13 protein-coding genes are annotated in these 23,717 nt (G+C 41.2%); 4 read left to right on the top strand and 9 right to left on the bottom strand.

Annotated features, from left to right (window positions below; all coding sequences use genetic code 11):
• The first annotated feature begins 167 nt into the window (after positions 1–167).
• Complete coding sequence (gene purL, locus ACYPZI_RS10890) at positions 168–3,854, top strand: phosphoribosylformylglycinamidine synthase (protein ID WP_459601473.1); 3,687 nt, start codon at positions 168–170, stop codon at positions 3,852–3,854.
• Positions 3,855–4,755: 901 nt separating this feature from the next.
• Here the strand turns inward: purL and ACYPZI_RS10885 are convergent.
• The 5 genes from ACYPZI_RS10885 to ACYPZI_RS10865 form a co-directional block, all read right to left on the bottom strand.
• Positions 4,756–6,753 carry a glycoside hydrolase family 97 protein gene (locus ACYPZI_RS10885; protein ID WP_459601471.1) on the bottom strand — a complete coding sequence of 666 codons (1,998 nt, stop codon included), beginning with the start codon at positions 6,751–6,753 and terminating at the stop codon, positions 4,756–4,758.
• Positions 6,754–6,916: 163 nt separating this feature from the next.
• Positions 6,917–10,378: a glycoside hydrolase family 2 TIM barrel-domain containing protein gene (locus ACYPZI_RS10880; protein WP_459601469.1), complete on the bottom strand. Its 3,462-nt coding sequence runs from the start codon at positions 10,376–10,378 to the stop codon at positions 6,917–6,919.
• Positions 10,379–10,784: 406 nt separating this feature from the next.
• Entirely contained in the window at positions 10,785–11,744 is a 960-nt protein-coding gene (locus ACYPZI_RS10875) for a M20/M25/M40 family metallo-hydrolase (RefSeq protein WP_459601467.1), read from the bottom strand.
• A gap of 22 nt (positions 11,745–11,766) precedes the next feature.
• Positions 11,767–12,759: a M20/M25/M40 family metallo-hydrolase gene (locus ACYPZI_RS10870; RefSeq protein ID WP_459601465.1), complete on the bottom strand. Its 993-nt coding sequence runs from the start codon at positions 12,757–12,759 to the stop codon at positions 11,767–11,769.
• Positions 12,756–13,160, bottom strand: a complete 405-nt coding sequence (locus tag ACYPZI_RS10865) for an acyl-CoA thioesterase (protein WP_459601463.1) — start codon at positions 13,158–13,160, stop codon at positions 12,756–12,758. The genes ACYPZI_RS10870 and ACYPZI_RS10865 overlap by 4 nt, the downstream gene beginning before the upstream one ends.
• 141 nt (positions 13,161–13,301) lie before the next feature.
• Between ACYPZI_RS10865 and metG the strand changes: the two genes are divergently transcribed.
• Positions 13,302–15,341, top strand: a complete 2,040-nt coding sequence (gene metG / locus ACYPZI_RS10860; protein ID WP_459601461.1) for a methionine--tRNA ligase — start codon at positions 13,302–13,304, stop codon at positions 15,339–15,341.
• A gap of 189 nt (positions 15,342–15,530) precedes the next feature.
• Here the strand turns inward: metG and ACYPZI_RS10855 are convergent, their stop codons facing one another.
• From ACYPZI_RS10855 to ACYPZI_RS10840, 4 genes are all read right to left on the bottom strand, one after another.
• Positions 15,531–16,004, bottom strand: a complete 474-nt coding sequence (locus tag ACYPZI_RS10855) for an AraC family transcriptional regulator (RefSeq protein WP_459601459.1) — start codon at positions 16,002–16,004, stop codon at positions 15,531–15,533.
• Positions 16,005–16,063: 59 nt separating this feature from the next.
• Positions 16,064–17,005: a helix-turn-helix transcriptional regulator gene (locus ACYPZI_RS10850; RefSeq protein ID WP_459601457.1), complete on the bottom strand. Its 942-nt coding sequence runs from the start codon at positions 17,003–17,005 to the stop codon at positions 16,064–16,066.
• A gap of 4 nt (positions 17,006–17,009) precedes the next feature.
• Complete coding sequence (locus ACYPZI_RS10845) at positions 17,010–17,414, bottom strand: VOC family protein (RefSeq protein WP_459601455.1); 405 nt, start codon at positions 17,412–17,414, stop codon at positions 17,010–17,012.
• A 923-nt stretch (positions 17,415–18,337) separates the two neighbouring features.
• Entirely contained in the window at positions 18,338–20,851 is a 2,514-nt protein-coding gene (locus tag ACYPZI_RS10840; RefSeq protein ID WP_459601453.1) for an ATP-dependent Clp protease ATP-binding subunit, read from the bottom strand.
• An 823-nt stretch (positions 20,852–21,674) separates the two neighbouring features.
• On the opposite strand from ACYPZI_RS10840, the gene ACYPZI_RS10835 reads away from it, so the two are divergent.
• Complete coding sequence (locus ACYPZI_RS10835) at positions 21,675–21,902, top strand: hypothetical protein (protein WP_459601451.1); 228 nt, start codon at positions 21,675–21,677, stop codon at positions 21,900–21,902.
• Positions 21,903–22,362: 460 nt separating this feature from the next.
• Positions 22,363–23,526 carry an ATP-binding protein gene (locus ACYPZI_RS10830; protein WP_459601475.1) on the top strand — a complete coding sequence of 388 codons (1,164 nt, stop codon included), beginning with the start codon at positions 22,363–22,365 and terminating at the stop codon, positions 23,524–23,526.
• The last annotated feature ends 191 nt before the right edge of the window (positions 23,527–23,717 follow it).

Below are 23,717 nucleotides of genomic sequence, written 5' to 3'. Positions count from 1 at the left end.
ATAGACCACGGTAAATAATTACAATCTGTGGATCACACGCTGATACCACTCAGCCTATAAAGATAAGGGTGGTCTTGGTTTTTTATACAACTGGCCTAAAAATCGAAGATTTTTATGTAGGTTTGCATACAGGTTCACTTAGTAAAATATTAACTTGAAATACAGATATGGTTTCTTTCTTTCAGACCCTTTCCAAAAGTATTATTGCTGTTCAAACAAACTCGACACTAAACAACGATTTCATCCGGCGCCTGACATGGGCTTTTAGTGGTGCAACTATGCTTGATTCTGATAAAGTTTCAGGCTTTTTTGTTGGTCCGCGCAGGGAAATGATCACTCCGTGGAGTACCAATGCCGTAGAAATAACCCAAAATATGGGAATCGAAGGCATTGTGCGTATCGAAGAGTTCTTTCCTGTAAATACCGGCGATGCTGAGCACGACCCTATGCTTCAACGTATTTATGACGGACTGAATCAGGATGTGTTTACTATTAACCGTAAACCCGAACCGATCATCGAGATTGATAATATCGAACTATATAACCAACAGGAAGGACTCGCGTTGAGCAGCGACGAGATCGAATATCTGGACAGTGTAAGCCAAAGATTGGGCCGAAAGTTGACCGACAGCGAAGTATTCGGCTTTTCGCAAGTGAACTCCGAACACTGCCGCCACAAGATTTTCAACGGAACATTTATTATAGACGGAGAAGAAAAAGAAAGTTCTCTGTTCAAACTGATAAAGAAAACATCGCAAACCAATCCAAATAAATTAGTTTCAGCATATAAAGATAATGTTGCTTTCAACAAGGGGCCCGAAATAGAACAGTTCGCTCCGGCAGATGGAGACAAACCAAGTTATTTCGAGGTGAAGCCGATCAAATCGGTTATCTCCCTGAAAGCTGAAACGCACAATTTCCCTACCACAGTAGAACCGTTCAATGGTGCAGCCACCGGTTCGGGAGGCGAAATACGTGACCGCTTAGGCGGAGGAAAAGCTTCCTTGCCAATTGCCGGAACGGCCGTTTATATGACAGCTTATCCACGCACAAAAGCAGGCAAACAATGGGAAGAAGCCGTACCGGAACGCCCTTGGTTATACCAGACACCGGAAGAAATTCTGATCAAAGCGTCGAACGGAGCTTCCGATTTTGGCAACAAATACGGGCAACCTCTTATCTGCGGATCGTTACTTACATTCGAACACGAAGAAAACCAAAAGAAATTTGCATACGACAAAGTAATCATGCTCGCCGGAGGTGTCGGTTACGCTAACAAGCGCGATGCCCTGAAAGGTGAACCTAAACCGGGCGAAAAAGTAGTTATTCTCGGAGGAGACAACTACCGTATCGGTATGGGTGGTGGCGCGGTATCGTCTGTGGATACAGGGCAATTTTCGAGCGGTATAGAACTGAACGCCGTTCAGCGTGCCAATCCCGAAATGCAGAAACGTGCAGCGAATGTCATCCGCGCCCTGTCCGAATCGGATAACAACCCGATCGTATCTATCCATGACCACGGCGCGGGAGGACATCTGAATTGCCTGTCTGAATTAGTGGAAGCTACAGGTGGGAAAATAGATATATCGAAACTTCCCATAGGCGACCCAACCCTCTCGTCGAAAGAAATTGTAGGAAATGAAAGTCAGGAACGTATGGGCTTGCTCATTCCGGCCGACGCGGCAGAACGCATCAAGCGCATAGCAGACCGCGAACGCTCGCCGATGTATATAGTAGGCGAAACCACAGACGATATGAAGTTTGTATTCGAACAGGCTGACGGAAAACGCCCTATCGACCTGAAACTCGAAGATTTCTTCGGCAAAGCGCCAAAAACTATTATGCGTGATGAAACAATCGAAGAAATATATGCGAATCCCGAATATGAGATTTCCAAACTGGAAGAATATATAAAGAATGTGCTCCGGCTCGAAGCTGTGGCATGTAAAGATTGGCTGACAAATAAGGTAGACCGTTCCGTAACGGGAAAAGTCGCCCGCCAGCAAACACAAGGAGAAATTCAGCTACCGCTGAGCGACCTTGGCGCTGTTGCTCTCGATTATAAGGGAAGAACAGGTATCGCCACTTCGATAGGTCATGCGCCACAGGCAGCAATGGTAGATCCCGCGGCAGGATCGGTGCTGGCAATAGCCGAATCGCTGACAAACATAGTATTTGCACCGATAGAGGACGGCATAAAAGGAATCTCATTAAGCGCCAACTGGATGTGGCCATGCAAAAATCCCGGCGAAGACGCACGCTTATACAAAGCCGTAGAAGCCTGTTCCGATTTTGCCTGCGAGCTGGGAATCAATATCCCGACAGGAAAAGATTCCTTGTCGATGACTCAGAAATATGGTGACGAAAAAGTTTATTCTCCGGGTACAGTGATTATTTCCGCCGCCGGCGAAGTGAAAAATATCCGCAAGATCGTATCGCCCGTATTGGCATACATCAAAGGAACATATTTATATTATATCGATTTCTCGTTCGATACTTTCAAACTGGGAGGCTCGGCCTTTGCCCAGACAATGAGCAAAGTAGGAGAAGAAGTTCCGACAGTGAAAGATCCGGAATATTTCAGGAATGCCTTTAACGCTGTACAGGAACTGGTTGACAGGGGGCTTGTGCTTGCCGGTCACGATATATCGGCAGGTGGTCTGGTGACAGCCATGCTGGAAATGTGTTTTGCTAATCCGGACGGAGGTCTTGAAGCACGCTTAGACAAGTTACACCATGCAGACCTGATCAAAGTATTGTTCTCCGAAAATCCGGGTGTATTGCTTCAGATAAAACACAATCATCTGGTAGAAAAAATTCTTGACGACTACGGCATCGGTTTTGGCATTATAGCACGACCGATAGAAGACCGCAAACTGGTTATTCAGAAAGATACTTTCGTACAGGAATTTAATATCGACGAACTGCGTGATGTATGGTTCGAACCGTCCTATCTGCTCGACAGGAAACAATCAGGTGAGAAACTTGCCAAAGAACGTTTCGAAAATTATAAGAATCAGCCATTACAATTCAACTTCAACCCGTCATTTACAGGCAGGTTTGTTCAATACGGAATTAATCCGAACAGAACGGCTCCTACCGGACTAAAGGCTGCCGTTATACGCGAGAAAGGTACGAATAGCGAACGTGAGATGGCTTATGCCCTGTATCTTGCCGGATTCGATGTAAGAGATGTACATATGACCGACCTTGCGTCGGGCAGGGAAACACTGGAAGATATAAATCTGATCGTTTTCTGCGGCGGCTTCTCCAATTCGGATGTACTTGGTTCGGCGAAAGGCTGGGCAGGAAGCTTTATCTATAACGAAACAGCCAAAGAAACCCTCCGTAAATATTACGGGCGCAAAGATACATTGAGTCTCGGAGTATGTAACGGTTGCCAACTGATGATGGAACTTGGCCTTATATATCCGGAGCATGATGTGAAGCCCAAGATGGAACACAACAATTCCCATAAATACGAATCGATCTATTTAACGGTAGAAATTCCTCAGAACAAATCGGTTATGTTCGGCTCATTGTCGGGCAGCAAGATAGGCATCTGGGTGTCGCACGGTGAAGGACGTTTCTCCATGCCGAAGGCCGAATCGGAATACAACGTTATCGCTAAATACATTTACAGCGGATATCCGGGTAACCCGAACGGTTCCGATTATGATATAGCGGGGGTCGTTTCCAAAGACGGACGCCATCTGGCTATAATGCCGCATCCGGAACGGGCTCTGTTCCCCTGGCAGTGCGGACACCATCCTTTCGAACATCGTAAAGATGATTTTACTCCTTGGATGGAAGCATTCGTCAATGCAAGAGAATGGATCAAGAATGTGAAGTAAAAAAAACAATAATAATAAAGAGAGGCACAGGAATTATCTTGTGCCTCTTTCGTTTTATTTTAGTAATAGTCGTTCTCTCGTCATTGGTAGCCTAAAACCCTGCCGGCGCGGATATTTATCCATGCCAACGATAGTTTAGGATTAGGATTTCTTATCTTTCAAACATTTACAATTAATAAATACCACATAGCCGATATATAGTCCCGATATAATAATGATAAAGACCGATGTTATAACGGTGGTTGATTCTGATTCGTTACACAACATATATAATAATAGAGAACATACTCCCAAAAAAATGCTTACTCCAAAGTAAATTATGTAAAAAGGTTTATGGTAATTTAACTTACAAGCATAGATAAGAAAACAAATTGAAGCAAATGCCACTCCTATTGTTGTAATAAATAAGCATCTATCTGAGAATTTGAAAGCTATCCATAAAGATATTGAAACCAATAAATCGGGAATGTAATAATAACTCTTTTTTATTTCTCCAGGGTATTTCTCCTTGAGATTTTTATATAAATGACAATAGTCTGCAACATACATAGCGACAATAAAACATTGTATGAAAAACAACATATCAAACACAAAGCCTTTTCCCTTTGTTGGAAATAAATCATATATCATAGAACCTAAAATAGCAGGATAAATAAGTCCATAAATTAGGATTTCTTTTACGGATTTCTTTTCTGTGCACATAATTTCAAATTTTAGAAGAATTTATAACATCTGAAATCTAGAATAAAATGAAAAAGCCATATTACAAAAAATTCTATTTCTCCGCGCCGGCAACGGGCTTCTCTCGTCATTGTGAGCCTGCAAGGTGAAGCAATCTAGTATATCGGATATAATAATATTCTGGATTGCTTCACTCCGTTCGCAATGACGAGATACTCTCTCAGCGTTTTGTTATTTTCACAACATAACCTCCGCCCGGAGCCATCGAAATCGGCAGCTTCCTGTTTGCGGGTATATCGATTATTTCCTTCTTGTAGTCGCGTCCTACACGGCGGGCATTTACTCCATCCCTGAACACTTCGCCTTTAAAGTTTCCTTCACCCAAAAAAGATAAATCCAGTTCCATATCGCGGGCAGCCCAATTGGTAAGAGCGCCTACGTACCAATCTCCTCCTTTTTGGCGCGCAATTGCCACATACGCCCCTATTTTCCCATCCAGCGATATAGTATTATCCCATACGGTGGGAACAGAAGCAATAAACTCTGTACATTCCTTTTCCGCCATATAATTCGATGGGTTATCGCAAAGCATGTTAAGCGGCGATTCGAAAATTATATATTCCGCCAACTGACGGCAACGTGTACCTTGGCTCATAGCCTCCGAGCTTACCGGACGGAAATTTCCTTTGCCGGCATTACGCATAGCGCCCTGTGTATAATCCATAGGTCCGGCTACCTGACGAATGAATGGAATTGTAACATCATACGTCACCTGATCTAATTCTTCGGTCGACCACTTCAATTGTTCCAGGCCATTCACCCCTTCGAAGTTGATAACATTCGGATAAGTACGTTGTAGCCCTGTAGGCTTGTATGTGCCGTGAAAGTCAATCAGCATCTTATACTTAGCTCCTATTTCCGCTGCCCGGTGATGAAAGTCGACCATAAGCTGGTCATCCCTGTCCATGAAGTCTACTTTAAAACCTTTGATACCCATTTCGCTATAATGCTTGCAGATGCCTTCTATATCCCTGTTGAACGCATAATAACCTGCCCAAAGAATAAGCCCTACATTTTTACTATTCGCATAACTTACAAGTTCTTTCAAATTTATTTCGGGCACAACCTGAAGCAAATCGGCCTTTTTGTTAACAGCCCAGCCCTCGTCAAGAATAACATATTCGATACCATATTCAGAAGCAAAATCGATGTAATATTTATATGTTTCATTATTTACCCCCGAACGAAAATCGACATTATACAAATTCCACGCGTTCCACCAGTCCCACGCTACTTTTCCGGGTTTTACCCATGAGAAATCTCCCTGAGATGGAGTTGCCAGTTTATAAACCATATCGTTATCAGCCAATTGAGAGTCTTTCTCGGCAACAATCACAGCTCGCCAAGGAAAATTCGTTGCTCCGTCATATTTAGCGATATATGATTCACGCGATCTGACAAGTTCCTGCAACATATTATGTCCTCCTTGCTCAACATTTTCAGGATAAGGAGCAAATACACCTTTCAGACCATTCGCTGCGTCTGCAGGGTACAAGAACATGCCCGGATAATTCATCAGGTCGGCTTCTACGATACAAACTTTTTTTCCGTTCGCCCCCTCGACCACAAGCGGAGAAATACCTAACCGTTTTTTATTCCAATCTGATAAAGCGATGTTATGATACGGTTGTTCGAAAGAATTCATGTATTGGCTTTCGAGTGCGCCTTCGGGCTTATTAGCATAAGCTACGAAAATCTTTTGACCGGCCGGAAAATTAAATTCTGCTTTTTCATTATTCACTTCGAAAGGCTTTTTAGAGGCCGAAACAAAACGGTAGGCTATACCATCGTTATATGCCCTGAAGATGATGTTATAATCTCCCTTAAATTTAAGGGTCAGCTCGTTGTAATTGTCGGTAATCCGACTCCGTTTGTAAATAGGCGAGCTGATAAATTGATTGACAGCCCTGGTTGACGATCCTGATAGTTTGGTATCGACACCATATGCCGTACCATCGTTCAACAGTAAAGCAATGGCTGATTTGTCGAGCATAATATCACCCTTGTGAGCGACAGTGTATTCTACCGTTTTTCCGACCGTAATGTTAGCCTCCAGTTTTCCATCAGGAGCCTTCAACGTAAATTGTTTCTGGGCGGACATTGCCAGCGAAAAGCAAAATAAAAAACTAATTAAAATTATCAAGTTGTGTTTTCTCATTATATCGTATTTTTAATTATACATTATTATACAGCAATAGAAACCGAATCTAAAAAAGACTTATGCTAAATTAAGCCTTTTTTTAGATTCAATTCATACAGATTCGAACATTTTTAAGCACTCAGTAAAAATTAATGACGCATTTAAGCATTTCAAATAGCCCTTAATATTTTAATCCTGTTTTTTTGACAGCTTCAGCCGGATTATTTATCGGAATCAGAGTGAATCCCCAATTATATTCCTGATTAGCAAAAATACTGTATTGAGGTAATACTCGGTCTCCCCAACTATCATGTCCGGCAACACCCGATTGCTTCATATCCACACATACTTCGACATAGTCGCGGGGTACAATATCCGCTTCATGTGTTTGTTTGCGCAGTACATTTTTGGCTTTCTCCGGATCGTTGTTTGCTATTTCCTCCGGTGAGAAGTTTCGCCATTGGTAATCAACGTTTTTATTTTCTTCGCCGTCAAAATCTTCCACTGAATTTCTCAAAGCATTGAAGCCGATGGTTTTATCCGCTTCGATAAGAAGACCTTCGCCTTTACCGGTATTCAATGCTACCCAACGGGTATCCATATGATGTCCGTTTTCCTGAGGACGCACATACGGATAATACATATCTTCGGCAGTAGTCTTGTATAAACCAACGATCGTACCCATATGCCTGTCGGCATAGTTATCTTGTGGCCCGCGTCCCAGATATTGCACCTGATTCATCGTCGCAGGCAGGCGGAAACGGACGCCAATACGAGGTACTTCCAGTTTCGCGGTTTTAGATCTTTGCTGGCTGGCGCCTACGGTTGTACTACCCAAAGCCGTAAACTCGAGAGCCTCGCGCGAAAGCTGAGCCTCCCGCTCATTCGCGTCGGCAGAAGTAAATCTGACCGTTGCATTCACGATACCCGACGGATATACTTTATAATTTACGATATAGAAGTTTCCGGCAGCAAGGGCATAAGTAACGGACATAACTGCTGTGTTACCTTCCATTTTTGCTACGGCAGAAGCGATTTTAAAGTTTTTGCTCGATTCTTTCCATATTTGCAGGCGTTGAGGCGCGCCATTGCCATAATCATTATCATTCGGCGCCCGCCAGAAATTAGGCTGTATACCGAATCCACCGGCAAAATATTCCATTCCGTCTACTTTGTAAGAAGTTACGATGCCCTGTTGCTTGTCGAACGTAAAGTTTACTTTCGATGATGTTACCGACAGGTTGTTCCCTGATTCGGATACAGAAAGCTTAGGCCCGTTCGTGTTTGTATAAGCTGATTTTTCTTCTTTTACAGGCAACACGAACTGATCGTATGCTATAACATGCCCTGCCGGAACAAGAGGTTCGGCTACTTTTGACGTAACTTCGAAATTAACGAAATATTCTACACCCGGTTTTGCTTTCAATTGCTCCACAGGGATATTTACAATTACGGAGTCTTGCGGCGCAAGGCTAAGATTCAGAGGGCTTTCTTTAATTATTTTTCCGTTCTCCAAAATCTGATATTTCACATTGTATTTTGACAAATCGGTAAAGTAGAAACGATTCTTGATTTTCACCTGCCCTTTGCTCAGATCTCCTGCTTCGAAGCCCACATTCTGATGCGTATATTTCACCTCTGCCATTGCCGGATGCGGGTCTTGGCCGGGATTGACAATTCCGTCGGCCACAAAGTTCCCGTCCGAAGGCTGGTCTTTACCAAAGTCGCCGCCATATGCCCATATTGTCCTGCCGTCTTTTTCATATTTCACGGCATGGTCTATCCATTCCCAGATATATCCGCCTTGCAGGATCGGATATTTATATATTTCCACCCATTGGTCGTACAAGTTACCATTCGAGTTACCCATAGCGTGGGAATATTCCGACGGAACAACAGGTACCGCATAGCCCGATTGGTGATTTCCTCCGGTTTCAGCCCAATTTTTCAGATGTTTTGCCGTAGGATATTGAGGCACGTACATATCTGTATTCCATTCCCACAGCGATCTCTCATAATTTACAGGGCGCGCCGTCAGGTCTTTGTCCAGTTCTTTCAATAGTACGTAACCATTATAGAAGTTGTATCCGTTTCCGGCTTCGTTACCCATCGACCAGATAGTTACTGAAGGATAATTCTTGTTACGCTCAAACATATTTTTCATACGGGACAAATGGCTTTCCAGGAAATCGGGGTTATGCGCCAAAGTACCACGTTTCCGGCCATCGATGTGCCCTACCGCGCCTTTGCGCATATCGTCCGGCCAACGGGTGTAATACATGCCGTGAGATTCGATATTGGCTTCATCGTAGACGTAAAGACCGTATTCGTTGCACATTTCATAGAATTTACGATCCTGAGGATAGTGGCTCAGACGCACCGAATTGATATTGTTCAACTTCATCAGTTCGAAGTTGCGGCGCATTTGTTCGGGAGTCAGGTAGTGTCCGTTTTCTCCAGTTTCGTGGATATTTGTACCTTTCAGTTTGATAGGTTGGTTGTTTACATAGAATAGTCTCAGGTTTTTACCATTAACTTTCATTCCGCTATCCTTAATTTCTATTTTACGGAAACCGACTTTGAAAGGAACGACTTCTACAACCATGCCGCCCACTTCTACCGTCATCATCAGCTTATAAAGATTCGGGCTTTCGGCAGTCCATGTGGCCACATCCGGCAATGTGTAACCGAAGTCCACGGTAGTGACTCCGTTTGCATTAACTGCGACAAACTTTGAACCGGAAGTAACAGTATTACCGGCGGCATCTGTAAGATCATACTTCACAGTAACATTTTCATCTGTCGGATTGGCGTTTTTCAAATCGATGCCCAGCTTGAAGATACCATCTTTATATGTATCATTCAAGGTAGAAACCACCCTGAAATCTTTGATTGCTGTTTTAGGTTGCGACCAGATAAATATATCGCGCTCGATACCACTCATACGCAGGAAGTCCTGACATTCGAGCCAGGAACCTGTACTCCAACGGAATATTTTGAGGGTAAGTACATTTTTACCCGGATTAAGATATTTATTTATCAGGAATTCGGCGGGATCTTTTGAGTCTTCGCTATATCCTACTTCTTTTCCGTTAACATATACGTATACACCCGATTTAGCTCCGGCGATATGCAAAAATATATCACGGCTCAAGCTCATCCAATCGGCCGGAATATCTATATCGCGGCGGTAGACTCCCACCGGATTGTTTTCAGGCAACAGCGGAGGAGTCGGGTTATATGTCGCAAACTCGTATGGATGGTTTACATAGAAGGCTTCGCCATACCCCTGAAGTTCCCAGTTGCCCGGAACTTTTATATCCGTCCATCCGCTAAGGCTGGTGTTTGGATCGGTAATATTCGCAGGCAGCTTTTTATAAGCATCTACAAAATAAAATTTCCATGTGCCGTTGAGCGGATAATAATACTGACTGTTTTCGTAATGAGAATACGGCGCCGCAATAGATTTAGCAGCATCGGCTGCATTGCCGTAACTCATAAATGTAGTACGCGGAGCCTCTTTATTTACTCCTACAACGCTTACGTCTTTCCAGTAGGGCAACGCTTCCTGTGCTTCTGTGATGGTTGGAAAGATAAGGCATACCAAAATGGTATAAAAAAAATTTCTTGTAATAATGTTCATAATATAGAGTAAAAGTGTTTTATATTTTCAGGAAAAAAGATCACCGGAATAATCCTTTGTCCAAAAGTTTATTTTCAGTTCTTATACCGGTCAGACATCATAACATACCTTCTCCGTAAAAGAAACCACTTATAAAAAACAATACAAATAAATTAATACAGAGTTTAGCCGGCTAAACTCTATACAACATGGGGGAAGTAAATACCTTCTTTCCTAAAATTATAGGCCGAACTGGTATTTAATACAAAAATGGGAATTTATTTTGGAATAAAGAAATAAGGGTGCTATTAATTAGGGCAGACCCATCTAAATTTATTTCTTTTTATGGATTGCTTCACTACGTTCGCAAAGACGAACAATATATCCCGCCCGCAAAGACAGAGCTATCCATTATCTTATCGGCCAATCAATAATCCTCTTCGTTAGCCATGTGCCACATATTCAAGAAGGTGACTTTAGCTATTTCGGTTACTTTATCGAAATTTATTTTATCGGAATGATCCGTCAATTTGTGGTAATCCTTATGCAGGTCGGTATGATAAAAGATGATTGGCGCTCCTGCCGACATAAACGGCATATGGTCGCTGCCTCCGTTCTGATTATCCATTGAACGGAATTCCGGTTCCAAGTTTAGATTATAACCCTCTATATCGTCATTTATCCATGTCTGGAATATCTCCTTTTCGGGAGAATAGTAGGCGATAACGTGTTTTGTATTATCATCCTTGTTCCTTCCCACCATATCGCAATTGATATATGCTTTTATCTCAGGTGCTGCTGTTAACGGGATAGGAATATTTTTATAATAATCGTCTACAAAGTGATATGAACCTAACAGTCCCATCTCTTCACCATCCCAGAATCCGAAAATGATCGTCCGTTCGGGTTGTCGCCCCGATGCCATAAAAGCCTTCGCTACCTGCAATACGGCTGCCACACCCGAAGCATTATCATCCGCTCCATTGAATATACTGTCGTTATCTATCGGGGTCTTTCTTATTCCAATATGATCGTAATGTGCGCCAACCATCACCACTTCATTCGCGTTCTTTCCCCTGATATATCCCAAAACATTACGCATTTCGTTCGATGTAGCTCTGAAACTTGTGCTTGTAAAAGGCTGAAAATAATCTTTTTTCCAAGGTTTCACTCCCATGCTTTTCAGTTCGGCACGAATGTATTCCGCTGCTTTCAAACCTCCGGGTTCCCCGCCTTTTCGTCCTTCGAGGCTATCACTTGCCAAAATAGTTATAAATCGTTCGGCATCGTGCCTGACTATTGACGAAAGACCTTTTTCTTCGGCAGACTGAGAAAAAACAAATGAGGGCAGAATGAATAAAAGTGCTAATAATATCTTGTTTTTCATATAGTTATATTGTATCAAGTAACTAATAGGCATCTGAATTTGCCAAATTCCAAGTGTTAAGGTAAGCAGCTTTGGTGATATCTACAAGCTTATTCCAATTTATTTTATCTGTATGATCGCCCGGTTTATGATAATCAGGATGCCCATCGGTATGATACCAAAGAATGGGAACCCCTCTCTTGGCAAAAGACGCGTTGTCGCTACCACTAACAGGTTTATCCCAGGGACGGTAATCAGGTTTCAGATTTAATCCGTAATCACGAATATCGTTTCGAAGCCAGTCACCGAATGCCGGACGCGAATCTGTATAGAAGAAAACGACATGTTCAGGATTCGACTCATCATTGTTACGCCCGATCATATCGAAGTTCAGGTAAGCTTTGATTTGAGAAGTAACCGGACAATTGAGCATAAAATATTCCGAACCGAGTAATCCAGATTCTTCTCCATCCCAAAAAGCAAAGATTATAGTCCGTCCGGGTTGCTGCCCCGATTCTACAAATGCTTTAGCAATCTGCAATACAGCCGACACGCCGGATGCATTATCGTCAGCGCCGTTGTATATGCTGTCGCCATTCACAGCTTCACCGATTCCCAGATGATCGTAATGAGCGCCTACGACTACAAACCCGGACTCGTTTTTTCCTTCAATAACCCCAAACACATTCTGCAAATCTACCTTACTGTATGTTTTACCTGCCGTCCATTTAGCAATAGAATCGGGATTGACAGAATAACGTTTCCGCCCGTCTGCCTTGTAAGCTTCGAAGTGTTGGAAATAAGTTTCCCTGTAAGGGGATACCCCTATAGCTTGCAGTTGTGATTTGATATACCCGGCTGCAATTCGCCCGCCACGATGTCCGGCTTGCCGTCCTTCGAGGGCATCACTTGCCAAAAAGCCGACATGAGCCTCAGCTGCCTGTCTATTTATCGTCTGCAAACCTTTTTCCTTCGCTGATTGCGGATAAGCAGCCAAAGAAAGCAGGAAAACGAAAAGGAATAAACTTTGTTTCATTCTAAATATTTTGCTAATGACTGATCAAAAATTTCAGGCTTTTTTACTTTTCCATCTATCATACATGCCGTTTCAACCCTGGCGGTCGAACATACTTTATTATCTTTCAAACGAACTATTTTTTGATTGAAGATAATCCGTACCCCATCCCTCTCAACAGAGTCCACGGTGCAAATAAAATCATTGGCTCCCCGCAAAGAGTGCTTGTAACGGATATATACGCTGACCACTACGGCATCGATACCTTTCCCGTGCAATTCATAAAAATTCAAACCGTGTTGTTCCAAGAACTCATGACGGGCAACTTCGTAGTAATGCTGATAGTTAGCATTATTTACAATACCCTGCGCATCACATTCATAATCACGCACTTTCATTTTATATTCGTATACTGGTGTCATTTATTGTCCCGATTTTATGTTTCGACAGGGCAAAAATATAAAAATAGTTGTGAGTAAAAAACATTTTACACTACATGTTTTTTGCCCTTAAGTTTCTATCTTTGTGGTTCTAAAAATAAAAAATAAAAAAAACTATCATATATGACCAAGAAATACAATAGGACTCTTGTTACTTCGGCTCTTCCATATGCTAACGGACCGGTACATATAGGGCACCTTGCGGGTGTTTATATTCCGGCGGATATTTATGTCCGTTACCTCAGACTGAAAGGAGAGGAAGTTATACATATCGGCGGATCGGACGAACACGGAGTGCCTATTACTATCCGGGCAAAAAAAGAAGGTGTAACCCCTCAGGATGTTGTGGATAAGTATCATGCGATTATCAAAAAATCATTTGCCGATTTTGGTATCGCGTTCGATATTTATTCGCGTACCAGCTCGGAGATACATAAGGAAACGGCTTCCGATTTTTTCCTTAAGTTATATAATAAGGGAGAATTTGAAGAAAAAACCAGCGAACAATATTACGACGAAGAGGCCCGTATGTTCCTCGCCGACCGTTACATTATGGGCGAATGCCCTCATTGCGGCAACCCGAACGCATACGGTGACCAATGCGAATCGTGCGGGACTTCGCTTAGTCCTACCGACCTGAAAAATCCACGTTCCACCATATCCGGTTCTACTCCGGTGATGCGCGAAACCAAACACTGGTATTTGCCACTCGACAAGCATGAATCGTGGCTCCGTCGGTGGATACTCGAAGACCATAAAGAATGGAAACCGAATGTATACGGACAATGCAAATCGTGGCTCGACATGGGCTTGCAACCACGTGCCGTAAGCCGTGACCTTGATTGGGGTGTGCCTGTTCCGCTGCCTGACGCGCAGGGCAAAGTATTGTATGTATGGTTCGACGCGCCGATAGGATATATCTCGAATACAATCGAGTTATTGCCCGACAGTTGGGAAAAATGGTGGAAATCGGAAGATACAAAACTGGTACATTTCATCGGGAAAGACAATATCGTATTCCACTGCATTGTATTCCCTGCCATGCTGAAAGCCGAAGGTTCGTTTATCTTGCCGGAAAACGTCCCTGCAAACGAGTTCCTGAATCTGGAAGGTGACAAAATATCTACATCCCGCAACTGGGCGGTATGGCTGCACGAATATCTTGAAGATTTTCCGGGACAACAAGACATACTTCGCTATGTACTTACTGCCAATGCTCCGGAGACAAAAGACAATGACTTTACGTGGAAAGATTTTCAGGCACGAAATAACAATGAATTGGTGGCCATACTCGGTAATTTTATCAACCGGGCATTAGTGTTGACTCAAAAATATTTTGACAATAAAGTACCCCAAGCCAATGAACTGACCGACTACGACAAGGAAACCCTAAAAGAGTTTGCCGATGTAAAAACGGTTGTTGAATCCTATCTGAATACTTTCCGTTTCCGAGATGCGCAGAAGGAAGCAATGAATCTGGCACGCATCGGGAACAAATATCTGGCAGATACAGAACCTTGGAAAGTGGCAAAGGCAGATATGGCGCGCGTGGAAACAATACTGAACATTGCCTTACAGATAACAGCCAATCTGGCTATTGCTTTCGAACCATTCCTTCCGTTCAGCGTGAAGAAGATTCGCCAGTTTATCAACATGGAAAATCTGACATGGGATCAGTTGGGACGAATAGACCTGCTTCCTGTGGGACATCAATTGAATGCTTCGGAATTATTGTTCTCTAAAATAGAAGATGAAACAATAGAAAAACAAGTGCAAAAACTTTTAGATACCAAGAAAGCAAACGAAGCCACAGAAGTGAAAGTCGCACCGCAAAAGGCAAATATTGCTTTCGATGATTTTGCTAAACTCGATTTGCGTGTAGGTACAGTATTGGAATGTATCAAAATGCCAAAAGCAGACAAACTGCTTCAATTCCTGATAGACGATGGTATGAGCAAGCGCACGATCATTTCGGGCATAGCGGCATGGTACAAGCCGGAAGACCTTGTTGGCAAACAGGTTTGTTTTGTAGCCAACCTGGAACCTCGCAAGCTGAAAGGAGTGGAATCGCAAGGGATGCTGCTTTCGGTAGAAGATACCGACGGAACGCTATCCCTGATACAACCGCCTAAGAATGTTACACCCGGTAGCCAGATAGGATAAAACTATCCGATATTATACTTCGGCATTTCCATTGTTTCTACAGCAAAAGGAGATGCCTCACAGCCTCTATAAAACAGAGATATAACATACTCCTGATAAACAAAAAAAGAAGCTGTCCCAAAAGGTCTTTTTCTCCGTCATTGAGACTTTTGGGACAGCTATATTCAAAAGCTAATATAAATTCTAAATCTATTTTATCGGGATACACAGATTTACTAACCAGGGTGCATCAGCATCCTGCATATCGCCCAAGCAACTCACGTATAGCTCATAGTGATCGCGTGTATCGCATTCATAGCCTTTTTCGTTAACCGCAGCGTCCACTTTTTCCCAGGCTTCACCATATTCGGACATAGTTACCTCTACCTGCATCACAAAATACTTACCTCCACTTATTGTATAGCGATGCATTCCATCGCCGGGTTCAATTCCCGAAAGATCTTCCAAACAAGCTTCGGAGCGTAATTTGTCTACCGGAGTACTCATCGGGTCATCATGGTAAATCCCTGCCATTTTTGGAGAGGCTGCCCAAAGATTGTTTGTACCTGCCCACATGGCAAGCTTCTCAAATGTATCGCCAATACCTGAATAATCGCCAATGTGTGAAATTGCAATCGTTTTAATCGGTTCGAGATTTTTTATTTCTTCACTATTAATTTTCATACGTAATAATTTGTTTTTTAATGATTGTATGGAATTTGCATGACATGATCGTGCTCATTTCATACGTCTAATTTCTGAACGATTTGTTTTATAATATCTTTTACTGCAACGGGTTTAACTACCGTTGTTGTGTCGGCATTCGCCAATACCCACCTTGCTATAGGTTCGAGTGAATATGCCATGTAGATTTGTTCTACTTGTCCGTTTTCAAGTTCATTCTCTTCCGTCAGTCCCATAAAATAACATCTGTCGGCAAAATATTTCGACAACTCTTTGCTTGTATGTAATACTACTTCTATCAAACATTGAGGATCGTCACACCCAAGAAGCGATTCCAAAGGCGGGTGCACTTTCGTATGCGCGTTGCCCGTTGTTTTTATATTACTGATACGGTCGAGCCTGAACATCCGGTATTCTTTCCGCAAATGGCACCAGGCTGAAAGATACCACCGAGGATGCGAATAGGTAATACCGACTGCTTCTAATGCTCTTTTACTTTTATTTTCATCTGCATTGGTATAGTCAATTTCGATGATCAGCTTATCGTTTATACTGCCTAATATTACCTGCATCGAATTGGGTAAACTTTCGCCTGCATTCCGGCTTTTATACACTGCGATACTATCGCCCATGTTGTGGAGGTACTTTTTATCCACAGCTCGCAATGCAGCACGAATCTTATCCATTCCCTGACGAAAATAATTGCTGTTCTGGGCATCCGTAAGCTGCTCGATAATCTTTTCGGCAGTAAGGAATGCTATTGCTTCCTCTTTGGTAAACATGAGTGAGGGCAACTTATAACCCTCAATTAAAGAGTAACCGATTCCCGAATTACCACAAATAGGCACACCTGCTTCCGACAGGGTATGCATATCACGATAGATAGTACGAAGGCTTACAGCAAAACGCTCTGCCATTTCAGATGCTTTAACAATCGGCCGTGATTGTAATTGCACCAGTAGCGCGGATATTCGGTCAAACCGGTTCAAGTCTTTATTCACTCTCTCATTCTATAATCAATGCCCAAAGTACGCCAAATTTATCTAAAATTTCTGCATATAGTTTAGCATAACCCGGCTGACAAAGTTCGCATTTTATTTGTCCACCCACAGGCAATTTAGTATAAATATCATTAAGTTGTTGCTCTGTGTCGCAAAATATAGTAATTGTATGTCCCAAAGAACCAAAATCAGCCTTTGTCCCCGGCATTGTATCTGCCACGCTGATAGTACAACCATTAAAACTAAGGCACGAATGGATTATTTTGTCCTTATAGTCAGCAGGACTTTCCATTTCCTTCCACTCCCCATAACGATAGATTTCGCCGATAGTTCCATTGAATACTCCGGCATAAAAGTTTAGCGCTTCTTCTGCATTGCCATTAAACGATAGGTAAGATTTGATTTTCATAATAAAATATTTTAAATTAGTTTGCACTGCAAAGATATTCTCCCGGTTTGACAACAGTATGTCAGTAAGTTTTTTAAATTATACAAAAGATTAAGAGATATGGAATTTATCCATTCTTGAAAACTCAAATCAGAAATAGGATTAATTTCAGCAGTGTTTTAGGGCAATCCAAAAATTTATTTCTTTTTCTGGATTGCTTCACTATGTTACCAATGGCAGATTTTTATATACTGTTGATAATGAGTGAAATGAAAACATATTCAACATATCAAAAATGTAGCGATTTAGCATTCTGTCATATACACATTGTGCCCAAAAAATTGGGTTCCACCTCGCAATGACGGGAGTTTTATCTTTTGACACACCCTCTTTTTTATGTTGTATGATTATCAGTTACATTTAAACTTGTTTCTTCTTAAGAAATAATGAGATGGCTCCCCAAAATACAGATGATATTCCCGCTACCATAAAAGATATCCATATATTGATAAAATTATCAGCATTAGAAAGGTTGATTATCATGTAGATGTTTGAGCAGAGAATGGGCTTTAAGCATCAGGGTGGAGATTTCTTGTTCACTCTTTCCAACCCCAACACTTTCTAGAACTTTATACCGACCCCTTAATTTGGAGATAATTTGAATACTGGTACTGCCCGATTTATTCAACTTTTTACGGATAAACATACGCAAATATAGCACGGGACACCCAAAATAGCAAACAAAGAACCGATTAATAGCTATAAATCAAATAGTTGAATTTTTATTTTTCAGACTTGTCGAAAACAGGAGAACCGTGAAATGTAGGAAAAAACAATAGTGGAAAAAGAAAGAGAAAAACTATAGGAAAACGAGTCATAGGATAAAAAAGGCCATCTCAAATCTATTTTGAGACAACCTCCTTTTTCTTTTTATAGTTAAGCTACTATTTGGCAATAGCTTTTAGTTTATTATTCTCTTTATCTACTTCGAAGCTTATAGTACCGCCCTCTTTTACTACTCCTGAAAGTATCAGTTCGGCGATTTCATCTTCTACATAGTTCTGAATAGCGCGTTTTAGCGGACGGGCGCCGAATTGTACATCATACCCCTTATCAGCAAGGAAGTCTTTTACTTCCTGGCTTAGGTCAATGGTATATCCCAACTCGATCATACGCTTATAGAACCCTTTCAATTCGATGTCGATAATCTTCTCAATGGATGTCTTATCCAACTGGTCGAATGTGATGATGTCATCCACACGATTCAGAAACTCGGGTGAAAAGGTCTTGTTCAATGCTTTTTGAAGCACGCTTCTTGAATATTCTCTGTTAGCCGCATCATGTCTGTTGAACCCGATGCCTCCGCCAAAATCTTTCAGTTGACGTGTGCCTACATTGGATGTCATAATCAGGATAGTATTCTTGAAATCTATTTTACGTCCAAGACTATCCGTTAAATGACCTTCGTCCATCACCTGAAGCAAAATGTTATAAACATCAGGGTGGGCTTTTTCAATTTCATCCAATAATATTACCGAATACGGTTTGCGGCGTACTTTCTCGCTCAATAATCCACCTTCTTCGTATCCTACATATCCCGGAGGCGCTCCGACCAGGCGCGATACGTTGAATTTCTCCATATATTCGCTCATGTCGATGCGAATAAGGGCATCAGCCGAATCAAACAGTTGTTCCGCGATCATTTTCGCTAAGTGAGTCTTACCGACACCTGTAGGGCCAAGGAACATGAACGAACCAATCGGACGGTTAGGATCTTTCAGCCCTATGCGGTTACGCTGTATAGCTTTTACTATTTTGTTAACAGCTTCATCTTGCCCCACAACAGAGGCTTTCAGGCTATCCTTCATGCCTACAAGTTTAAGACCTTCCGATTCACCGATTCGTTGTACAGGTATCCCCGACATCATAGAAACCACTGCCGCTACCATTTCTGCGTCTACAGTTTCCGGCTTCTCTTTCAATGAAGCTTTCCATTCCGCTTCCGCGTTTTCCAGTTTAGCCATCAATTGTCGTTGCGTGTCACGGAAACTGGCAGCTAATTCATATTTCTGTGCCTTAACAGCTTCACCTTTTTGCTCTATTACACTATTTAGTTCTGCTTCTATATCTTCTATCTCTTTCGGTACCTGTATGTTGGCAATGTGCATACGCGATCCGGATTCGTCCAGGGCATCAATGGCCTTATCCGGGAAGTTGCGGTCTGTAATATACCTGTCAGTCAGTTTTACGCAAGCTTCGAGGGCATCCTCTGTATATTTCACATTGTGATGTTCTTCGTATCTGTCCTTGATGTTATGTAATATCTGCAATGTTTCTTCGGCTGTGGTAGGGTCTACCATAACTTTCTGGAAACGACGCTCCAAGGCTCCGTCTTTTTCTATATTCTTACGATATTCGTCCAGTGTTGTAGCGCCGATACATTGTATTTCGCCACGTGCCAGAGCCGGTTTCAGCATGTTAGCCGCATCCAGGGAACCGGTAGCGCCACCTGCGCCCACAATTGTATGGATCTCGTCGATGAACAGAATTATATTCGGGTTCTTCGATAGTTCGTTCAATATAGCTTTGATACGCTCTTCAAATTGTCCACGGTATTTTGTGCCGGCTACAACCGAAGCCATGTCAAGAGCTATCACGCGTTTATCGAAGAGTATACGTGATACCTTTTTTTGAGTAATACGCAGGGCGAGTCCTTCTACTATAGCCGATTTACCTACACCGGGTTCCCCTATCAGTATAGGGTTATTCTTTTTTCGACGGCTAAGTATTTGTGCCAAACGTTCTATTTCTTTTTCGCGGCCAACTATCGGATCTAATTTATTCTCCATAGCAGCCTTGGTCATATCTGTACCAAAATTGTCAAGAACAGGTGTATCCGTTGCCTGACGCGACTGTGTGCCTACGTTTGAATTTCCGCTTACGACTTCATCGTCATCGTCATCGTCGTCCGTAAAATCAGCGCCCATGAGAGGTGATTGTTTATTATTATTGTTGTGTAGAATGTCACTCATACTTTTGATGTAGGTAAACGCTCCATTATAGTCCATATGATATTTTTCCAACAGCATCGCAGCCACATTGTCATGATCTTTAAGTATGGCCAGAAGAAGGTGTTCAGAATCGGTTTCCTGACTTCTGGTTAACCTGGCTTCCAATATGCTCATTTTCAAGATCTTTTCAGTGCTTTTATTTAATACGATTTCACTGTTTGGGTATGCATCCTCCTGTTGCTTTAATATGTTATTATCAATATTGTCTTTTAACTCCAGTAAATCTATTCCGAAATCTTTTAATGCCTGTATGGCTAATCCCTCTCCGTTGCGGAGAATCCCAAGCATCAAATGTTCCGGCGCAAGATAGTTTGTCTGTAGACGTCCGGCCTCCTCACGACTGTAAGTCATGATTTTGCGAACTCTTTGTGAAAAATTATTTTCCATAACCGTTTATTTGATGTTTCCAACGCATGCTACAAATATAAGACTTAATTCTAATTGCTTTTGTCCAATAAATTCTTATTAACTCTAATTAATTTATTACAATTCAAACAAAAATGATGCCATAAAGTTTTTGTCTTTGATACAAAGCTAACTATTATCTTTTAAATATGTTGTAAATTAGCTATCTAAAATGACTTTTTGAATAATTATTTGTTTAGTTTGTGTTACATTGATGTTAAATATTTAATTTTAATGTTATTTTGTTTGTGTATATAAAAAATATCCTTTACATTTGTAATGTATTTTTCATGGTATTAGATTTATGGTTAGGAGTGAAGATTGGTTGTCGTGAGACAACCATTCCTATTTTTATATATACAGACTTATTTTAGTATAAAAATCATATAATAAGCGAGTTATATATATCAAAAAGACGGGCTAAATACCTAAAAAGGCATATTTTTGAAAACTTCCTATGATTTATAAACCCTAAAACCCACTAACCACTATTCGTTCATGTCGCAATTTCATGTTGTAAAATGAAAATGCCGCGATTAAACTCATAACAATTTAATTTTAAGATGTTTACATTAAACTTTAAGGGATCACCAAATCCTAAGAATGATAAACTGGTTAAAATTGAAGTGGTTTTTTACAGGTCTGGTTATTCAGTAAATGATTTGAATGAAAGAGTAACCCAAATCGAGGAAAATCTTCGTAAGTGAATAAGAATACCCATCTGAAATAATGTTGATAACTAAAAGTTAATAAAGTTGCCTCTTCAAACATAACCTAATAATTTTGCACCATTAATTGATCGGCTATGAAATTTACAAATAAATCACTTGGTGATTTTGAGATTCAAACAAAGGAAGACTTAGGGGAACTGATTTCTCAATTAGTAAACAAAGATGTTGATGATTACCGTTTTGCTGATGATGAAAGAGGCGAGTGCCCTGAAGGATATAATTATTTGTTTCAGTTAAAATTTGAGGATGAGGACGGTTACTGGACCGTCGGATACAGTGATATTAATTCCATTAATATATAGATAGGGCAACTATCATTGGTTTAGGTTAAGGCAGTAATTCACTTTACTGCTTTTTTATTAAAAAACCGTCACGATCTCTCATCGCAACGGTCCCTAAAAACCAACCAATCCTGATAGTTATTAACCCAGACCTAAATAATAATTGTCTTCACTACAAACCAACTTGTTCCTTTCAAAGTATCTTCAATTCACAACAAAGAATAGGGTGTTAATATAAAAAAAGTTGAAAAGAGTAAACAAAATTTCTTTAACTTACTGATTAAATACGTTCAAACTCAAGAAAATAATTTAATATTTTTGTGTTAAAATATAAACATCTGTAATCCAGTGTTATATAATTACAGATATTTACATAATAAATAACATATTTGTATAATTTTTCTGCTTTCATAATATACATGCCTGATATTTCTTGCAAATTCACTTTTAAATCGTAAATTTGCAAGAAATGTATTTTACTATGATAGAACGTGAGTTACAAAATAAATTAAAAGAGATGGCGGGAAAATATCCGGTTGTTACTTTGACCGGCCCTCGCCAATCGGGAAAATCAACGCTCTTAAAAACCACATTTCCAAATTACAGCTATGTAACCGTTGAAGATCCCGATATCCGGTTGTTTGCATCAGAAGATCCCCGGGGCTTTCTGGCAACCTATCCGGACAAAACTATAATAGATGAAATTCAGCGTGTGCCGGAGTTATTTTCTTACATACAAGGACATGTAGACAAAGAAAATAAAGAAGGGATGTACCTTCTGGCCGGTTCTCATAATTTCCTGCTGATGCAACATGTCGGCCAATCGCTTGCCGGTAGAACTGCGATTCTACGGCTATTGCCATTTTCCCACTCAGAAATGCAAGCCGGAAACGTTTTGCCGGAAACTGTTGATCAGGAAATTTTCAAGGGAGGTTATCCACGTCTTTATGATAAAGACATTGCTCCTGGCGACTTCTATCCTTTTTATATCCAGACTTATGTAGAAAGGGATGTACGGTTAATAAAGAATATCGGTGATCTGAGCAAATTCATCCGTTTTATAAAACTATGTGCCGGACGTATCGGGCAGTTATTAAACCTCTCTTCGCTTGCCAATGAATGCGGAGTGGCTGTTTCTACCGCACAGGCTTGGGTGTCATTACTTGAAGCCGGTTATATCCTTTACTTACTCAAACCGGATCACAATAACTATGCAAAACGGTTGGTCAAAAGCCCTAAGTTATATTTTTACGATACAGGGCTGGCTTGTTCACTTTTGGATATTAACGATGCCAAACAGCTTTCCACACATTTTCTGCGGGGAGGACTTTTCGAAAATCTTGTGATAAATGAATTTATTAAAAAATCACTCAACACCGGTAAAGAGCCTGAAATTACATTTTGGCGGGATAGTACCGGAAACGAGGTAGATTTACTCAATATTGTGAATGGAAGGCAAAACGCCTGGGAGATTAAGTCGGGAGCGACCTTTTCTTCCGATTATTTTAAGGGCATCGGCAAATGGGCACAATTATCCGGCACAGCTACGGAACAACTTCATGCAGTATATACAGGCGACAAATCGATGAAAACATCAAATGGAGATGTTGTTGCCTGGAAAGATTTAGTAAATTTTATTGAATGACTTCAATATCAATACTTCAGCAAATATCACAATACTATGGATTCAAAGCAGATTGAGCTATTTGCCGCAAACAGGGTCAAGGATAAAATTATTTCAACAGATAGGTAGGCTACCGATTGTTGATTTTTTAATATAAAGCCGCACCAAATAAATAGTGTGATTCCATAAAATAGATAAACCTTAGATCGTAT

This window comes from Dysgonomonas reticulitermitis, from assembly GCF_054601275.1.
The sequence above is the reverse complement of the archived record's forward strand: the minus strand, read 5'-3'. Positions and strand labels throughout refer to the sequence as shown.